The following is a 13,768-nucleotide window of genomic DNA, read 5'->3' as shown; positions in this document are numbered from 1 at the left end:
ACATAGTCATTAGACCATGTGAGGCGGGGGATTTTTCTGTATGCAGATCAATGCGGTTTTTGAAGGTGGAGGCGTTAAGGGCATCTCTCTCGCCGGCGCTGTCAAAGCAGCCGAAATGGCGGGGATCGAATTTAGCCGCGTTGCCGGAACGTCCTCCGGCTCGATCGTCGCGTCCGTGCTTGCAGCAGGGTACCGTGCGGATGAAATCCGGCAGATCATCGAGGAGACCCCATTTCATACCTTTTTGCAGCGCGCACCGGTGTTCAATGCAAAGATCATCGGACCGGCTTTGAGGGTGTTGATCAAGAAGGGGCTGTATTCAGGCGAAGCGCTGGAGAACTGGATCCGAAAAATTCTGCTGGACAAAGGCATATTCACCTTCTCCGATATTCCGGCCGGAAAGCTTTACATCGTAGCTTCGGATATTACGAACGGCAGGCTGCTGGTCCTGCCGGACGATTTGCGCCAATACGGCATTAATCCGGCGACGTTTCCGGTGGCCAAAGCGGTGCGGATGAGCTGCAGCATTCCCTATTTTTTCGATCCGGTCATTCTTCGGCTCATTGGCAGAGCAGCTAAAGGGAAAGCGTTCGCCGAGCAATTTGTATATATCGTAGACGGGGGACTTCTTAGCAATTTTCCGCTGTGGCTGTTCGATCGCGAATCGAAGGGAGGTCCGAAGCCATTGCCGGTGCTGGGCTTTCAGATGGTGGGGAAGAACAGCAATTCTCCGCATGAGATCGACGGCCCCTTCAGCATGCTGACGGCGATGTTTGAGACGATGCTGTCGGCGCATGATGAGCGGTATATCGAGCAGCAAAACCGCAGCCGCACCATCAAAATTCCGACCCTCGGCATCGGGACGACCCATTTCCACCTGACCAAGGAAGAGAGCATGAACCTGTACAACTCAGGCTTGACGGCAGGCACGCAGTTCTTCTCCAGATGGAAGCCGGAGCAGTCATAGAGGCTTATAAACAAAAAGCGCAGATTCCGAGGCGGCTGTAGCCTTGGGACCTGCGCTTTTGCTTCAGTGATATTTCGGTAGATCATCGGAAGGATCGGACTTGCCCTTCTGACCGTCGATGACCTGGAACGGATACTGTTTGCGTGTAGCGGAGGGGCTTGTTTTTCTTGCCGGGTGGCTCTTGCGCGCCAGCTTGGCGGCGGTTCGCTTGGACGGCTTCACCTTCGGACGCTTGTTAAAGCGGCGGGGCGGAAACTTGTACAGCAAGTAGACGATTGCGACGATGATGGCCGGAATCAGCACCATCATCCTTGTACCCGGGCTAATCAGCAGGGCCAAAACGCCTACTGCGGCCAACCCGATAGCCGTCCAAAAAATGATCGCATGCCTTCTCATGGATTCATCACCCTTTCGCGGGATCCAGCACACTTCCTGTCACAGATTGCGACACGGGAACATTCTCGTATTGGGCATCTAATTCACGCATTCTGTTAAAGGATGCGATGGATACTTCGACTTGATCGTCCGTCGGCTCCTTCGTTGTGAGCAGCTGCAGCCACAGCCCGGGATAACCGAGGAAACGGAGGACGGGAATATCCCGCATGGCGTTGGTAAGCTTCAAGAATTCAAATGATATGCCGAGCACGACCGGAAGAAGAGCGATTCGCTGGATAATCCGTTCTGTCATCGTATCCCATGGGACGATCGAATATACAACGACACCCAGTACGATGGTCAGCATCATGAAGCTGCTGCCGCAACGGTAGTGCAGTCTCGTATACTTCTGCACGTTCTTGACGGTGAGCTCTTCACCGGCCTCATATGCGCTGATCACTTTGTGCTCGGCACCGTGATACTGGAACAGCCGCTTGATGACCGGCGTCTGGGAGATCGCCCATAGGTAGACAAGAAGCAGGATCAATTTAATGATACCTTCAATCAGGTTATGCACGATATAGTTATCAAATGTATTACCAAATAAGAAATCTTCAACAAAAACCGGCACGAGGGTAAAGAGCAGCTTGCCGACGATAAAGGACAGCACGCTGACCGCGGCAACGCCGATGATCATGCTCAGGCTCCAGCCGGACTCTTCCTTCTCCTTCTGCTTCTCGCGCTCTTCCGGGTCCAGGCTGTCATCAGCGAATGCATCTGCGGAGTAGTTCAGATGCTTCGAGCCCTTGATGGTTGAATCTATCAGACTGACGATGCCGCGAAGAAGCGGAACCTTCCGCAGCTTCCGTACCCATTCCTTATCCTCGCGAGGCACCTCTAGAAACTTGATCTCGTTATTCTTGCGACGAACGGCCGTTACATTGACATGCTTGCCGCCGAACATAACGCCTTCGATTACAGCTTGGCCTCCATAGCTGATCGGGGTTGACTTTTGGGACAACCAGTTCACCCTCCCTGACATGTTTTTCGTTCTATTAACTATTGTATCGAATTTTGAAAGTAATTTCTAGTTGGATTGACCGGTGGGAAGCGGAGCATACTATCTGCTAAAGAAGGGAAGACGAGCATCAACTACCAAGCAAAGGAGGATTCAACATGACCGAAGATCAGTTTCGAAAGGACAACAAGGTGACGAATCCGTTTCTGTACGCCCTGGAGCTGGGGTATTACGCAGGGCTGATTTGGGGAGCGGTAAGGTGGATATTTTATACGCTGAAATTCACGAGGGTGGTGCCGGGCTTCCTGATGGAGCCTTTCTTCAAGCATGGGTTTCTTCTCACCGCGGCCGGGCAAATCGCGGGCTGGCTGTCGTTTATCGCATTCTCCGTCATCGCTGCGCTGATTTATGTGTTTTTATTCCGCAAGCTCAAAGGTCCCTGGCCCGGCATCATTTACGGCGTCATCTGGTGGATCGTGCTGTATATTGCCCTCAACCCTTGGCTCCGGTTTACGCCTCCGGTTAAAAAGCTGACGTGGGATACCAACATAACGGAGTTTTGCATTTTTTTATTATGGGGACTCTTTATCGGTTACACGGCTGCCCAGGAATTTACCGACGAACGGATGCGCGAGCCGAAGCAGGTGACGGGTTAAAAACAATAAACTTCTCAATCCGATACCGCCTATGGTAAAATAGCACTTGGTTATTTGACGAAAAGGTGGGAAACCCTATGAAAACCATATGGGTGATAAACGGACCGAATTTAAACCTGCTCGGCTTCCGGGAACCGGGGATATACGGTTCGCTCAGCCTGCAGGCGATCGAGGATAATTTGCGCAAGCAAGCGGATGCTGCGGGGATCGGTATTACCTTCTTTCAGTCTAACCACGAGGGTGCGATCATTGACCGGATCCATGAAGCGATCGGGCAGGCGGATGGAATACTGCTGAATCCGGGCGCGCTGACGCATTACAGCTACGCTGTGCGCGATGCGGTCAGCTCGGCGCGGATTCCCACCGTGGAGGTTCATCTTTCGAACATTCATGCAAGGGAAGAATTCCGTCATACTTCCGTCATTGCGCCTGTTGCCGCCGGTCAAATCGCGGGCTTCGGCGCGGCCAGCTACACGCTGGGCTTGTCAGCCCTTTTACAAATTCTGGAGACCGGGGAGGCATAGCGGCGTTAGGATACCCGCTTTGATCCCGGCATGGGTGAGAGGAGATGGAACAATGAGCAGCAAACGAGTAGCAGGACTGCGCGAGAAGCTCGAGGCCAAAGGCTTGTCGGCCATGCTGATCGGAAGCCCGATCAACCGCAGATATTTGACAGGGTTTACGGGATCTGCAGGATATGTGCTGATCACGAAGGAACAGTCGTATCTGCTGACGGATTTCCGTTACATGACGCAGGCTCCGCAGCAAGCGACCGGCTTTAAGGTCATTGAGCACGGAGCGAAGGTTATGGATACCGTAAAAGAACTGCTTCAATCCGAAGGCATTGCCTCGCTCGGTTTCGAGCAGGACCATGTTACATACGGAGTATATTCCGGTTATACGGAGCAGCTTGCACCGATCAGCCTCGTTCCGGTATCGGGACTGGTGGAGGAGCTCCGTATCATCAAGGATGCCGAGGAATTGAAGATCATGCAGCGCGCTGCCGATTTGGCCGATGAAACGTTCAGCCATGTGCTGACCTTGCTGAAAGCGGGCAAAACCGAGCGCGAAATCGATCTGGAGATGGAAATGTTCATGCGCAGCCGCGGCGCGACTTCCTCCTCCTTCGACACCATCGTCGCTTCCGGGGAACGCTCTGCGCTTCCCCACGGCGTTGCCAGCGACCGGGTGATTCAAGGCAATGAGTTCGTCACCTTTGATTTTGGCGCGCTCCTGGATGGATACTGCTCGGATTTGACCCGGACGGTAGCCCTCGGCAGCCCCGATCCGAAGCTGAAGGAGATCTACGACATCGTGCTCGAAGCGCAGCTGCATGCGCTTGCGCATATCAAGCCGGGCATGACGGGACGCGAGGCCGATGCGCTGGCGCGCGACATCATTACCCGGTACGGATACGGCGAGTATTTCGGGCACAGCACGGGACATGGACTGGGCATGGAGGTTCATGAATCGCCGCGACTGTCCAAGGCGAGCGACGATATTCTGAAGCCGGGCATGGTCGTTACGGTGGAGCCTGGCATTTACCTGCCGGGTCTCGGCGGCGTGCGCATTGAAGATGATATCGTAATCACGGAAACGGGTATTCAAATATTGACAAGCTCGTCCAAAGATTACACCGTGCTCTAAATGAAAAGAAGCTATAACAAACAAGAATTAATCAAACCGTATCCTTTAGGAGGGAAATTCAGTGATTTCAGTCAATGATTTTAAAACAGGATTAACCGTAGAAGTGGATGGCGATATTTTTACCGTTTTGGATTTTCAGCATGTAAAGCCAGGTAAAGGCGCCGCTTTCGTACGCTCCAAATTGAAGAACTTGCGCAACGGCAACACGGTGGAAAAAACGTTCCGTGCCGGCGAAACGATCGGACGCGCGCAAATCGACAACCGCGGCGTGCAGTACTTGTATGCAAGCGGACAGGAGCATGTGTTCATGGATAACGAAACCTATGACCAGTTCAGCTTGACCAGCGAGCAGCTGGAATGGGAACTGAATTTCCTGAAGGAAAACATGAACGTTAACATCATCAGCTATCAGGGAGAAATTCTCGGGATCAACCTGCCGAACAGCGTCGAGCTGAAGGTAGTGGAAACCGAGCCGGGAATTAAAGGTAACACAGCGACAGGCGCTACGAAAAATGCGAAGGTGGAAACAGGCCTCAATGTGCAGGTTCCGCTGTTCATCAACGAAGGCGATGTGCTTCTGATCGATACCCGTGAAGGAAAATACATCTCCCGCGCATAAGGCTGGCTTAATCGGCGAAACGATCTAATCGCTCCGCCTCTGCCAATATCTTCTGTTGCAACGCGACTCCTGTACGTCAAGTACGGGAGTTCTTTTTGTATTTTCTAGATTGAATGGCGTTCAGAGCGGGATATCTTTCAGACGAAAGCCTTGACGGAGGGTGTTACTTTCGTATTATACTGTTTTAAAGTGAGAAACCATGAACCAATGCACTGGTACATACTGATATCAAGTGGGGAGTGAAAGAGGCATTGTCATTGTACGTCATGAAATTCGGAGGCAGCTCTGTAGGGGATACAGAACGCATGAAGCGCGTTGCCGCACGAATTGTAGAGAAACAGGATGAAGGCCATCAGTGCGTTGTTGTTGTATCCGCGATGGGGGATACCACCGACGATCTGATTGATCAAGCTAAACTATTAAATGAAAACCCGCCCGCGCGGGAAATGGATATGCTGTTAACGACAGGAGAGCAGATCTCGATCTCGCTCCTCTCGATGGCGATCCACAGCCTGGGGCGCAAAGCTGTATCTTTTACGGGCTGGCAGGCCGGATTCCGGACGGAAGCCGTCCACGGCAAAGCCCGTATTACCGATATATCTCCGGAGCGCGTGCACAAGGCGCTGGATGACGGTAATATCGTCATCGTCGCCGGCTTCCAGGGCATGTCGGAAGAAGGCGAAATCACGACCCTCGGCCGCGGAGGCTCGGATACGACCGCGGTGGCGCTGGCTGCAGCGATTTCGGCCGATGTGTGCGAAATCTACACGGATGTGGACGGCGTATATTCTACCGATCCGCGAGTCGTAAAATGCGCACGGAAGCTCCCTGAAATTTCATACGATGAAATGCTGGAGCTGGCGAACCTCGGGGCAGCGGTGCTTCATCCGCGGGCCGTTGAATACGCCAAGCACAATCAAGTGAAGCTTGTTGTCCGATCAAGCTTTAATCATAACGAGGGAACGGTTGTTAAGGAGGAAACGAGCATGGAACAAGGTGTAGTCGTCAGCGGTATCGCATTTGATAAGAACGTGGCCAGAATCAGCATTTTGGGAGTAGCCGATACCCCGGGCATTCTGGCGCAGGTGTTCGGAGAACTGGCCAAAGAAGGGATCGACGTGGATATCATCGTACAAAGCGGCGTCCAGAACGGGGAAGCAGATTTCTCCTTCACCGTATCCCTGCATGACCGGGAGCGTGCGCTGTCCGTCATCGAACGGATCCGCGGCGAGCTGCCGTACCGCGACGTAACCTCCGAGGACAATCTGGTGAAGGTATCGATCGTAGGCGCAGGCATGGTAAGCCATCCTGGCGTTGCCGCCCAGATGTTTGACGTGATCTCCCGTCAAGGGGTCAGCATCAAGATGGTCAGCACCTCGGAGATCAAAGTATCCTGTGTGATCGACGGAAGTAATCTCGAAGGCGTCGTTCAAGCACTTCATACGGCGTACGGACTGGACACCGACCAGCAGGCCAGCATCGGAGGCCCGCAAGTTCGCCGTTAAGTTCATATCATTCTAGTGCTGTTCATAGAGCAAAGACTGTCTCAAGGGCAAATGCCCGGGGCAGTCTTTTTTTTGTTGTGAGAATCGTGTCTATGAAATAAAAAAATAGAGATAAATTCGGTGATGCATGCATATTTTTAATCATCACACTATGGAAGAAGGAGGGAAAATTTTTATGCTGGACAAGTTCGTCGCCAGCATGGCAACGCTTCGGCTGTTCTCGGGCAGCCTCGAGATCGTGGCTGCGATTGTCATGCTTCGCCTGAACCAAGTAGATAAGGCGCTCGCCGTCAATTCCGCGCTAGCGTTTACCGGCCCGCTCATTCTGATCCTTACCACGACAATCGGGCTTGTAGGCATGGCGGATAAGCTGTCATGGGGGAAGATCGGCTGGATATTGTGCGGGGTAACCTGCCTCTTATACGGAGTCTTGAAAAAATGATAGATTCCCGTCATAAATGCGGGGTACAAGCATACACATGGGATAAGAAATCTTTTTAACAGAAGGCAGATTTTCAAAAAAAGGACAACTTGGGGGAAATTGATATGACTCTGAATTGGCTGGGGCTGTTTCCCGAATCCGTCAAACGAATGCTGCTGAACCTGCCGAGTGAGCTGCTGGAGCAAGTGGAGGAGGTGCGAATCCGGGAGGAGCGCCCTCTCGAAATCAACTCGCAGGGCAGATACCACTTCCTGGATCGCAGAGGCGGATTGACGCTGCGGCCGGAGGAGGCGTACAAGCCGACACGGGAGGATACACACAGGCTGCTGGATCTGATCAGTAATCATTCCCTTTACACCATGGAAGAGGAACTGCGGAAAGGATTCATAACCATCCCCGGCGGGCACCGGGTCGGTCTGGCCGGGCGTACGGTTCTCAGCGGCGGGAAGGTGGAGCATATTCGGGATATCAGCGGCTTTAATGTGCGGATTGCCAAAGAGATTCGCGGGGCGGCCGACGAGATGCTCCCGCATCTGCTGGATCGCAAACGCAAGCGCGTCATGCACACCTTGATCCTCTCCCCGCCTCAGCATGGAAAGACAACGCTGCTTCGGGATCTGGCCCGTCAGATCAGCTACGGCCAGTGGGGGGCAGGCGCCGTTCGCTGGCCCGGCATGAAAGTGGGCATTGTGGACGAACGCTCCGAAATCGCCGGCTGCCAGCGGGGAGTTCCCGGGTTCGACGTCGGTCCAAGGACGGACGTGCTGGACGGCTGTCCCAAAGCCGAGGGCATGATGATGATGATCAGATCCATGTCGCCGGATGTGCTCATCGTGGACGAGATCGGCAGGGCCGAAGATGCGGAGGCGGTCGTCGAGGCGCTCCATGCCGGCATCAGCGTCATCGCCACGGCGCACGGCTCATCCGTTCAGGATATGCGCGGACGGCCGGCGCTGTCGGGACTCATCGAGAACCGAATGTTCGAGATGTACGCGGTGCTCAGCCGCAGCGGGGATACGAGGTCCTTCAAGCTCTATGACGGAGGGCAGCGAACGCTTCAGTCCGCCGCCAGCGGTCCGCCTGGCGGTGATGCCTATGCTTAAACTGATAGGTGCTTTGCTCGTCATTGGTGCAGGAACGCTGGCAGGCTTTTATCAGGCCCAGCAGTTCGCGGTCAGACCAAGGCAGCTTCGGGAGCTGATATTGGCGCTACAGCGGCTTGAAACCGAGATCAGCTATGGCTTTACGCCGCTTCCGGACGCACTGGAACGAATCAGCGCCTCTCTCCGGGACCCTCTGAAATCCTTGTTTGCCCAAGCCGCGCAGTATATGAGGCCGGATTACGGCTTATCGGCTCAGGACAGCATACGCAAAGCTCTGGAGGATTACTGGAAGCGGACTTCCATGAGAAACGCCGAAAGGGAAGTGATGGAACAGCTCAGCGGCGTACTTGGCACCAGTGACAGGCAGGACCAGATGAAGCATATTGCGCTGGCCGCCCAGCAGCTGAAGCATGAAGAAGAGGCGGCAAGGGAGGACCAGGCGAAATATGAAAAAATGAGCAAGAGTCTGGGGCTGTTAATTGGAGCATTGATCGTCATTTTGATCTTTTAGCGAGGTGCCAAGGAAATGAACATTGAAGTCAACGCCATCTTCCAGATCGCCGGGATCGGCATCATCATCGCCATGATTCATACGGTCCTGAAACAGATGGGCAAAGAGGATATGGCACACTGGGTGACTCTCATCGGTTTTGTGGTGGTGCTGTTTATGGTCGTCAGGCTGCTCGATGATCTGCTTAAGGAAATCAAAAGTATTTTTCTATTCCAGTAGGTGGACCTTATGGAAATTATCCAGGTGGTAGGCCTCGGTCTAATCGCTACCGTACTGATTCTGGTCGTCAAGGACCAGAAGCCGTTATTCGCTTTCCTTCTCGCCGTGGCGACTTCCGTCATGATCTTCCTGTTCCTGATCGGAAAGATCGGCGACGTGATCCGGATGCTGGAGGATTTGGCCGAGAACTCCGGCGTCCAGATGATCTATCTCAAAACGGTGCTGAAGATCATCGGGATAGCCTATATCGCGGAAATGGGGGCGCAAATCGTAAGGGATGCCGGTCAGGAATCGATCGCTTCCAAAATAGAACTGGCGGGAAAAGTGCTCATATTGGTACTCGCTGTACCGATTATCGGGATCATCATCGAGACGGTCCTGAAGCTCCTCCCGGCTTGATAAGGAGGGAGGGGCGTGGCAGGTGGAGGATCGTGTAAAACCGGTTTATACAGGCTGATCATCCTGCAGCTCATGCTGCTGGTGTCGAGCATGTTCATAAGCATAGCGCCTGCGGCCGCTACGGCTACCGCTGCCGACAATCCTGCCGGAGACCTGGTAACGGAGCAAACGGAGCAGCTCCCGACCGAGCAGGTGGAGAAATACTGGGAGCAGCTGATGAAGGACTACGGCGGGTTCTTTCCCGAGGGCAGGACGCCGTCCCTGATGGATATGCTTCTGCCGGGCGGCGATGGCTTCAGCTTTAAAGGCATGATGTCCGGGCTTGGAAAATATCTCTGGCATGAGGTGCTATATAACGGAAAGCTGCTAGTTACGATCATCATGCTGAGTATCATGAGCCTGATCCTGGAAAATTTGCAGACGGCCTTCGAGAAGGGCACCGTGAGCAGGGTAGCGTATACGATCTGCTACATGGTGGTGCTGGTCATTGCGGTCAACAGCTTCAGCGTTGCGATCGGCTACGCCAAAGACGCGATCACCGGCATGATCGACTTCATGATGGCGATGCTGCCGCTGCTCTTTGCCCTGATGGCATCGATGGGCAATGTGGTGACCGTATCGGTTGCGCATCCCTTGGTCATCTTCATGGTACATACGGTAGGAACGCTCATTAGAACCATCGTATTTCCGCTGCTCTTCTTCTCGGCGCTTCTGCACTTGGTGAGCTCGCTGTCGGTAAAGTACAAGCTGACCCAGCTCGGCAATTTGCTCCGGGGGATCGCGATGGGGTTCCTGGGCGTCATGCTGACCGTCTTCCTCGGCGTCATCTCGGTGCAGGGCATTACGAGCTCCGTGGCGGACGGCGTCACGATCCGCACGGCCAAGTACGTCACCGGCAACTTCGTCCCGGTGGTGGGAAAAATGTTCGCGGACGCAACGGATACCGTGATCTCGGCATCGCTGCTCGTTAAAAATTCAATCGGTTTGGCAGGGGTCATCATCATCTTGTTTCTCTGCGCTTTTCCGGCGATCAAGATTTTGACCCTCGCCTTGATCTACAATCTGGCGGCGGCCGTCATGCAGCCGCTGGGCGACACGCCGATCACAACCTGCCTGCAGGCGATCGGCAAGACGCTGCTGTACGTATTCGCCGCGCTGGCTGCCGTGAGCATGATGTTTTTCCTGGCGATTACGATTCTGCTTACCGCAGGCAACATAACGGTCATGATGCGGTGACGCTCTTGCCGGTCAAGCGCAAGGAGGGATAATCGATGGACTGGCTTTCGGATTGGCTCAAAAATGTCATCATGGTCGTGCTCTTCGCTGCTTTTGTAGACCTGATTCTTCCAGGGAAAGCGTTGGAGCGGTACGCGCGGCTGGTTCTGAGCCTGATCATCCTCCTTACGCTGCTCAGCCCGATCATCCGCCTGCTGACAGATCCGCCGGAGCAGCAGCTGGCGCAGGAGCTTGAGCGGCAGGAGAAAGGGCTCCCGCCGGAAATGCAGCTGGAATCCATTCTGGCCCAAGCCGACAAGCTGAAGGATGTGCAGCAGAGCCAGAGCCTGGAGTGGGCAGGCAGCGAGCTTGCCCGCGTCATGAAAGAGGAGATCGCAGCCGAGACGGGAGAAGCGGTGCAGGAGGTCGAGGTCGTGCTGGCGGCAACCCGGGCGGAGGGCAATTCGTACACGGGAGCGGATATTCGCTCCGTGGATGTGAAGCTAAACGCACCATCCGAGGCTGCCGTTTCCGAAGAGGGCGCAGAGGAGAAAGAGCCGATCGGGGTAACCCCTGTCGAAACGATTGAAGTAAATATAGAGTCCGGCACAACGGACAACAAGGGCCGTGCGGAGCCGCCTCAAGGGCGAGAGGCCGTAAGCAAAGAATACAAAGCACGAGAGGCACAGATTGTCAAATACATCAGCCAGAGATGGGATCTTAACCCGGATCTGATAACGATACATTTGCCGGAGCATGGACAGGATGACAAGAAGTTATAACGGAGGTGAGGATGATGGGAAAATGGCTGAAGCGGCTTGAACAGTGGCTTGGCGGCGGCGCCGGCGGAGCCAAAAAAATGCAGACCTTCCGCTGGCTGATAATACTAGGACTCATTGGCGTCGCAATCATGCTGTTCAACTCCTTCGTCAACGTAAAGAAGCTGGATCATGAAAATATCGGCCGCGAGCCGCCGGAAACCGCGGCGGTATCATCGACCGGCCAGGGCAGCGAGCCTGCCGGCGGAAGCAGCGAGTTCGAGAGCATCGAGCAGGACTTCGAGATGCGGACGCGGACGATGCTGGAGCAAATCGTAGGGGTCGGTGCCGTCGATGTCATGGTCACCGTGGAATCCACGGAGGAGCTTGTCGTTCAGAAGGACATCAAGGACACCCAGGAGCTGACCGAGGAGACCGATGCCAACGGCGGCAGGCGCCATGTCACGAGCTACCAGCGCGACGGCCAGATCGTGACTTATGATTCATCCGGCAAAGAAACGCCGATCGTCACAAAGCGGATTAAACCGCAGGTTCGCGGAGTGCTCGTCGTCGCCAAGGGAGCAGAGAACGAGATCGTCAAGAACTTGATTGTGGATGCGATCCAGCGGGGACTCAATGTACCGTCCCACCGCATATCGGTTGTTCCGCGAAAGCAGTAGCAGCGTTTTACCGCCCGGATGACCATTCATTCGCGGCTCAAAGTTAAGGCTTTTTATTTAAAGGAGGATACGTTCAAATGAATAACAAAAGACAAACCATATGGTTGGTTTCGATGCTGAGTTTAATGGTGATCCTGTCAGCCTACTATCTGTTCACGGATGAATCCGGCACGAAAGCGCCGCCTGTCGCCGAAAGCACGCAGGTTGACGGCCAGAAGCCCGCAGCCGGTCAAGGCGCGAACGGCACAAGCGACGAGCTGGTTGTAAATGAAGTGATCGAGGAAGGAACCGACGGGGATTCCGGCGCGAATGAGCAGAATGCCGAGAGCACGGACACTGGAGCACAGACCGGCAGCGAAGATCCGGCCGCAGCCGCGCAAGGAGATCAAGGCAAAGCAGGAGAGCAAAGCAAAGAAGGAGAGCAAGGCAAGCAAGGAGAGCAGGAACAAGCCGGAACCCCACAGGACAATGCTGCAGAGCCTAAGGTAACGGAGACCAAAGAGGGTGAAGAGAATCCTGCAGAAACAAGCAGCACGCAAGGCGGCAAAACCGAGCAGCAGGTGCTCGAGGAAGTAGCGGCCCAAGCCTCCTCGGCTCGAGCTCAGCTGGATGCCTATAAGCTGGACCGGGAACAGAAGAACATGAAATTATATGACGAACTGATTTCGAAGATCGACAACCATGAGAGCAAGCCGGAGGAGACCGCCCAAGCTTCGGAGCAATTAAAAGAAGCGGAGGAAAAAGAGGAGATCATTCTCAACATCGAGGCGCAGCTGCAGCAGCAGTTCGGCAATGCCGTCGTGAAAGAAGAGAGCGAAAAATACAATGTCGTCGTGCTCAGCGACAAGCTTGACGCCAAAGGCGCCGCCGATATCGTCGGCCTCGTCATGAAAGAGCTGAAAGTATCGCAGGATAAGGTTACGGTTCAATATGTTGCCCCGTAAAAGCATCCGCAGTTTTTCAACATAAACCACCTTTATATGATAAACATTGCGGAGTCCGGGATTATCCTGGACTCTTTCTATTTCGCTCGATTGTGATATAATACTCTAAGCTATCGACTGACTGTCCGAATCAGGGCTTCTACAGAAAGTGAAGGAGTGAACGACTGATTATGTTTAAATTAAACGAGATTAAAGAGCTTATTAAACTGGTGGATGAAACATCCGTACATGAGTTGGAAATTGAAAATGAAGGCACGCGTTTGTCTATTAAGAAGCCAAACCCTGCCGAGGCCGTCATTCAGCAGGTAGCGCCGCAAGCCTACATTGCTGCGCCTCAGGCCGTAGCACCGCAAGCCGTACAGCAGCAAGCCGCGGTCAACCAGGCTCCTGCAGCAGCAGCCCCACAGGAAGCAGCGGAGGTCAACAGCTCATTACATAAGATTGTATCGCCGATGGTAGGGACCTTCTACCGCGCCCCTTCGCCTGAAGCGCCGTCTTTCGTCAGCCCCGGCGACAAGGTAAGCGAAAAGACAACGGTCTGCATCATTGAGGCGATGAAGCTGATGAACGAGCTGGAGGCCGAGGTTAAAGGGGAGATCGTTGAAGTCCTCGTCGAGAACGGCCAGCTGGTCGAGTTCGGGCAGCCACTGTTCCTGGTGAAGCCGGAGTAGTGCACGCTGTACTCGCCATGAGCGGGAGTCTTATGAGTC

General features: G+C 54.1%; 18 protein-coding genes. 16 read left to right on the top strand and 2 right to left on the bottom strand.

The window, feature by feature from the left end:
- Positions 1–40: 40 nt before the first annotated feature.
- Positions 41–967 carry a patatin-like phospholipase family protein gene (locus BBD41_RS04730; RefSeq protein WP_077565333.1) on the top strand — a complete coding sequence of 309 codons (927 nt, stop codon included), beginning with the start codon at positions 41–43 and terminating at the stop codon, positions 965–967.
- Positions 968–1,030: 63 nt separating this feature from the next.
- Here BBD41_RS04730 and BBD41_RS04725 read toward each other — a convergent pair whose 3' ends face one another.
- Positions 1,031–1,363, bottom strand: a complete 333-nt coding sequence (locus BBD41_RS04725; RefSeq protein WP_077565334.1) for an MFS transporter — start codon at positions 1,361–1,363, stop codon at positions 1,031–1,033.
- Positions 1,364–1,370: 7 nt separating this feature from the next.
- Complete coding sequence (locus BBD41_RS04720) at positions 1,371–2,363, bottom strand: DUF1385 domain-containing protein (protein WP_077565335.1); 993 nt, start codon at positions 2,361–2,363, stop codon at positions 1,371–1,373.
- A gap of 155 nt (positions 2,364–2,518) precedes the next feature.
- Between BBD41_RS04720 and BBD41_RS04715 the strand changes: the two genes are divergently transcribed.
- The 15 genes from BBD41_RS04715 to accB all read left to right on the top strand — a co-directional run bounded on the left by BBD41_RS04715 (position 2,519) and on the right by accB (position 13,729).
- On the top strand, positions 2,519–3,016 hold the full coding sequence (locus tag BBD41_RS04715) for a YqhR family membrane protein (RefSeq protein WP_077565336.1): 498 nt from the start codon (positions 2,519–2,521) through the stop codon (positions 3,014–3,016).
- A 77-nt stretch (positions 3,017–3,093) separates the two neighbouring features.
- Positions 3,094–3,540: a type II 3-dehydroquinate dehydratase gene (gene aroQ / locus BBD41_RS04710; protein ID WP_077565337.1), complete on the top strand. Its 447-nt coding sequence runs from the start codon at positions 3,094–3,096 to the stop codon at positions 3,538–3,540.
- Between the two features lie 52 nt (positions 3,541–3,592).
- Positions 3,593–4,663: a M24 family metallopeptidase gene (locus BBD41_RS04705; protein WP_077565338.1), complete on the top strand. Its 1,071-nt coding sequence runs from the start codon at positions 3,593–3,595 to the stop codon at positions 4,661–4,663.
- A 61-nt stretch (positions 4,664–4,724) separates the two neighbouring features.
- Entirely contained in the window at positions 4,725–5,282 is a 558-nt protein-coding gene (gene efp, locus BBD41_RS04700) for an elongation factor P (protein WP_007129710.1), read from the top strand.
- 251 nt (positions 5,283–5,533) lie between these two features.
- Positions 5,534–6,787: an aspartate kinase gene (locus BBD41_RS04695; protein ID WP_099476846.1), complete on the top strand. Its 1,254-nt coding sequence runs from the start codon at positions 5,534–5,536 to the stop codon at positions 6,785–6,787.
- A 175-nt stretch (positions 6,788–6,962) separates the two neighbouring features.
- The gene (locus tag BBD41_RS04690; RefSeq protein ID WP_077565340.1) at positions 6,963–7,229 is read left to right on the top strand and encodes a YqhV family protein; all 267 of its coding nucleotides are present in this window, start codon (positions 6,963–6,965) and stop codon (positions 7,227–7,229) included.
- A 104-nt stretch (positions 7,230–7,333) separates the two neighbouring features.
- Positions 7,334–8,332, top strand: coding sequence for a stage III sporulation protein AA (spoIIIAA, locus tag BBD41_RS04685; protein WP_077565341.1), 999 nt, complete (start codon positions 7,334–7,336; stop codon positions 8,330–8,332).
- Positions 8,325–8,843, top strand: a complete 519-nt coding sequence (gene spoIIIAB / locus BBD41_RS04680; RefSeq protein WP_077565342.1) for a stage III sporulation protein SpoIIIAB — start codon at positions 8,325–8,327, stop codon at positions 8,841–8,843. Before spoIIIAA ends, spoIIIAB begins: the two co-directional genes overlap by 8 nt.
- A gap of 15 nt (positions 8,844–8,858) precedes the next feature.
- The gene (gene spoIIIAC / locus BBD41_RS04675) at positions 8,859–9,062 is read left to right on the top strand and encodes a stage III sporulation protein AC (protein WP_007129715.1); all 204 of its coding nucleotides are present in this window, start codon (positions 8,859–8,861) and stop codon (positions 9,060–9,062) included.
- Positions 9,063–9,071: 9 nt separating this feature from the next.
- Complete coding sequence (gene spoIIIAD / locus BBD41_RS04670) at positions 9,072–9,461, top strand: stage III sporulation protein AD (protein ID WP_007129716.1); 390 nt, start codon at positions 9,072–9,074, stop codon at positions 9,459–9,461.
- Positions 9,462–9,533: 72 nt separating this feature from the next.
- Complete coding sequence (gene spoIIIAE, locus BBD41_RS04665) at positions 9,534–10,697, top strand: stage III sporulation protein AE (protein WP_099480467.1); 1,164 nt, start codon at positions 9,534–9,536, stop codon at positions 10,695–10,697.
- A 35-nt stretch (positions 10,698–10,732) separates the two neighbouring features.
- On the top strand, positions 10,733–11,458 hold the full coding sequence (spoIIIAF, locus tag BBD41_RS04660; protein ID WP_099476845.1) for a stage III sporulation protein AF: 726 nt from the start codon (positions 10,733–10,735) through the stop codon (positions 11,456–11,458).
- Positions 11,459–11,472: 14 nt separating this feature from the next.
- A complete protein-coding gene (spoIIIAG, locus tag BBD41_RS04655; protein WP_206098312.1) occupies positions 11,473–12,114 on the top strand; it encodes a stage III sporulation protein AG in 642 nt (213 codons plus the stop codon).
- Positions 12,115–12,191: 77 nt separating this feature from the next.
- The gene (locus tag BBD41_RS04650) at positions 12,192–13,058 is read left to right on the top strand and encodes a SpoIIIAH-like family protein (protein WP_077565346.1); all 867 of its coding nucleotides are present in this window, start codon (positions 12,192–12,194) and stop codon (positions 13,056–13,058) included.
- Between the two features lie 170 nt (positions 13,059–13,228).
- Positions 13,229–13,729: an acetyl-CoA carboxylase biotin carboxyl carrier protein gene (accB, locus tag BBD41_RS04645; RefSeq protein WP_077565347.1), complete on the top strand. Its 501-nt coding sequence runs from the start codon at positions 13,229–13,231 to the stop codon at positions 13,727–13,729.
- The last annotated feature ends 39 nt before the right edge of the window (positions 13,730–13,768 follow it).

Source organism: Paenibacillus ihbetae (genome assembly GCF_002741055.1).
Classification (GTDB): domain Bacteria; phylum Bacillota; class Bacilli; order Paenibacillales; family Paenibacillaceae; genus Paenibacillus_AQ; species Paenibacillus_AQ ihbetae.
This window is presented reverse-complemented; position numbering and strand designations above follow the sequence as displayed.

Excerpts from the sequence above, each read along its gene's own strand:
- BBD41_RS04730 (WP_077565333.1), top strand. The coding sequence starts at position 41 with ATGCAGATCAATGCGGTTTTTGAAGGTGGAGGCGTTAAGGGCATCTCT.
- BBD41_RS04725 (WP_077565334.1), bottom strand. The coding sequence starts at position 1,363 with ATGAGAAGGCATGCGATCATTTTTTGGACGGCTATCGGGTTGGCCGCA.
- BBD41_RS04715 (WP_077565336.1), top strand. The coding sequence starts at position 2,519 with ATGACCGAAGATCAGTTTCGAAAGGACAACAAGGTGACGAATCCGTTT.
- aroQ (WP_077565337.1), top strand. The coding sequence starts at position 3,094 with ATGAAAACCATATGGGTGATAAACGGACCGAATTTAAACCTGCTCGGC.
- BBD41_RS04705 (WP_077565338.1), top strand. The coding sequence starts at position 3,593 with ATGAGCAGCAAACGAGTAGCAGGACTGCGCGAGAAGCTCGAGGCCAAA.
- BBD41_RS04690 (WP_077565340.1), top strand. The coding sequence starts at position 6,963 with ATGCTGGACAAGTTCGTCGCCAGCATGGCAACGCTTCGGCTGTTCTCG.
- spoIIIAA (WP_077565341.1), top strand. The coding sequence starts at position 7,334 with ATGACTCTGAATTGGCTGGGGCTGTTTCCCGAATCCGTCAAACGAATG.
- spoIIIAB (WP_077565342.1), top strand. The coding sequence starts at position 8,325 with ATGCTTAAACTGATAGGTGCTTTGCTCGTCATTGGTGCAGGAACGCTG.
- spoIIIAC (WP_007129715.1), top strand. The coding sequence starts at position 8,859 with ATGAACATTGAAGTCAACGCCATCTTCCAGATCGCCGGGATCGGCATC.
- spoIIIAD (WP_007129716.1), top strand. The coding sequence starts at position 9,072 with ATGGAAATTATCCAGGTGGTAGGCCTCGGTCTAATCGCTACCGTACTG.
- spoIIIAE (WP_099480467.1), top strand. The coding sequence starts at position 9,534 with ATGCTGCTGGTGTCGAGCATGTTCATAAGCATAGCGCCTGCGGCCGCT.
- spoIIIAF (WP_099476845.1), top strand. The coding sequence starts at position 10,733 with ATGGACTGGCTTTCGGATTGGCTCAAAAATGTCATCATGGTCGTGCTC.
- spoIIIAG (WP_206098312.1), top strand. The coding sequence starts at position 11,473 with ATGGGAAAATGGCTGAAGCGGCTTGAACAGTGGCTTGGCGGCGGCGCC.
- BBD41_RS04650 (WP_077565346.1), top strand. The coding sequence starts at position 12,192 with ATGAATAACAAAAGACAAACCATATGGTTGGTTTCGATGCTGAGTTTA.
- accB (WP_077565347.1), top strand. The coding sequence starts at position 13,229 with ATGTTTAAATTAAACGAGATTAAAGAGCTTATTAAACTGGTGGATGAA.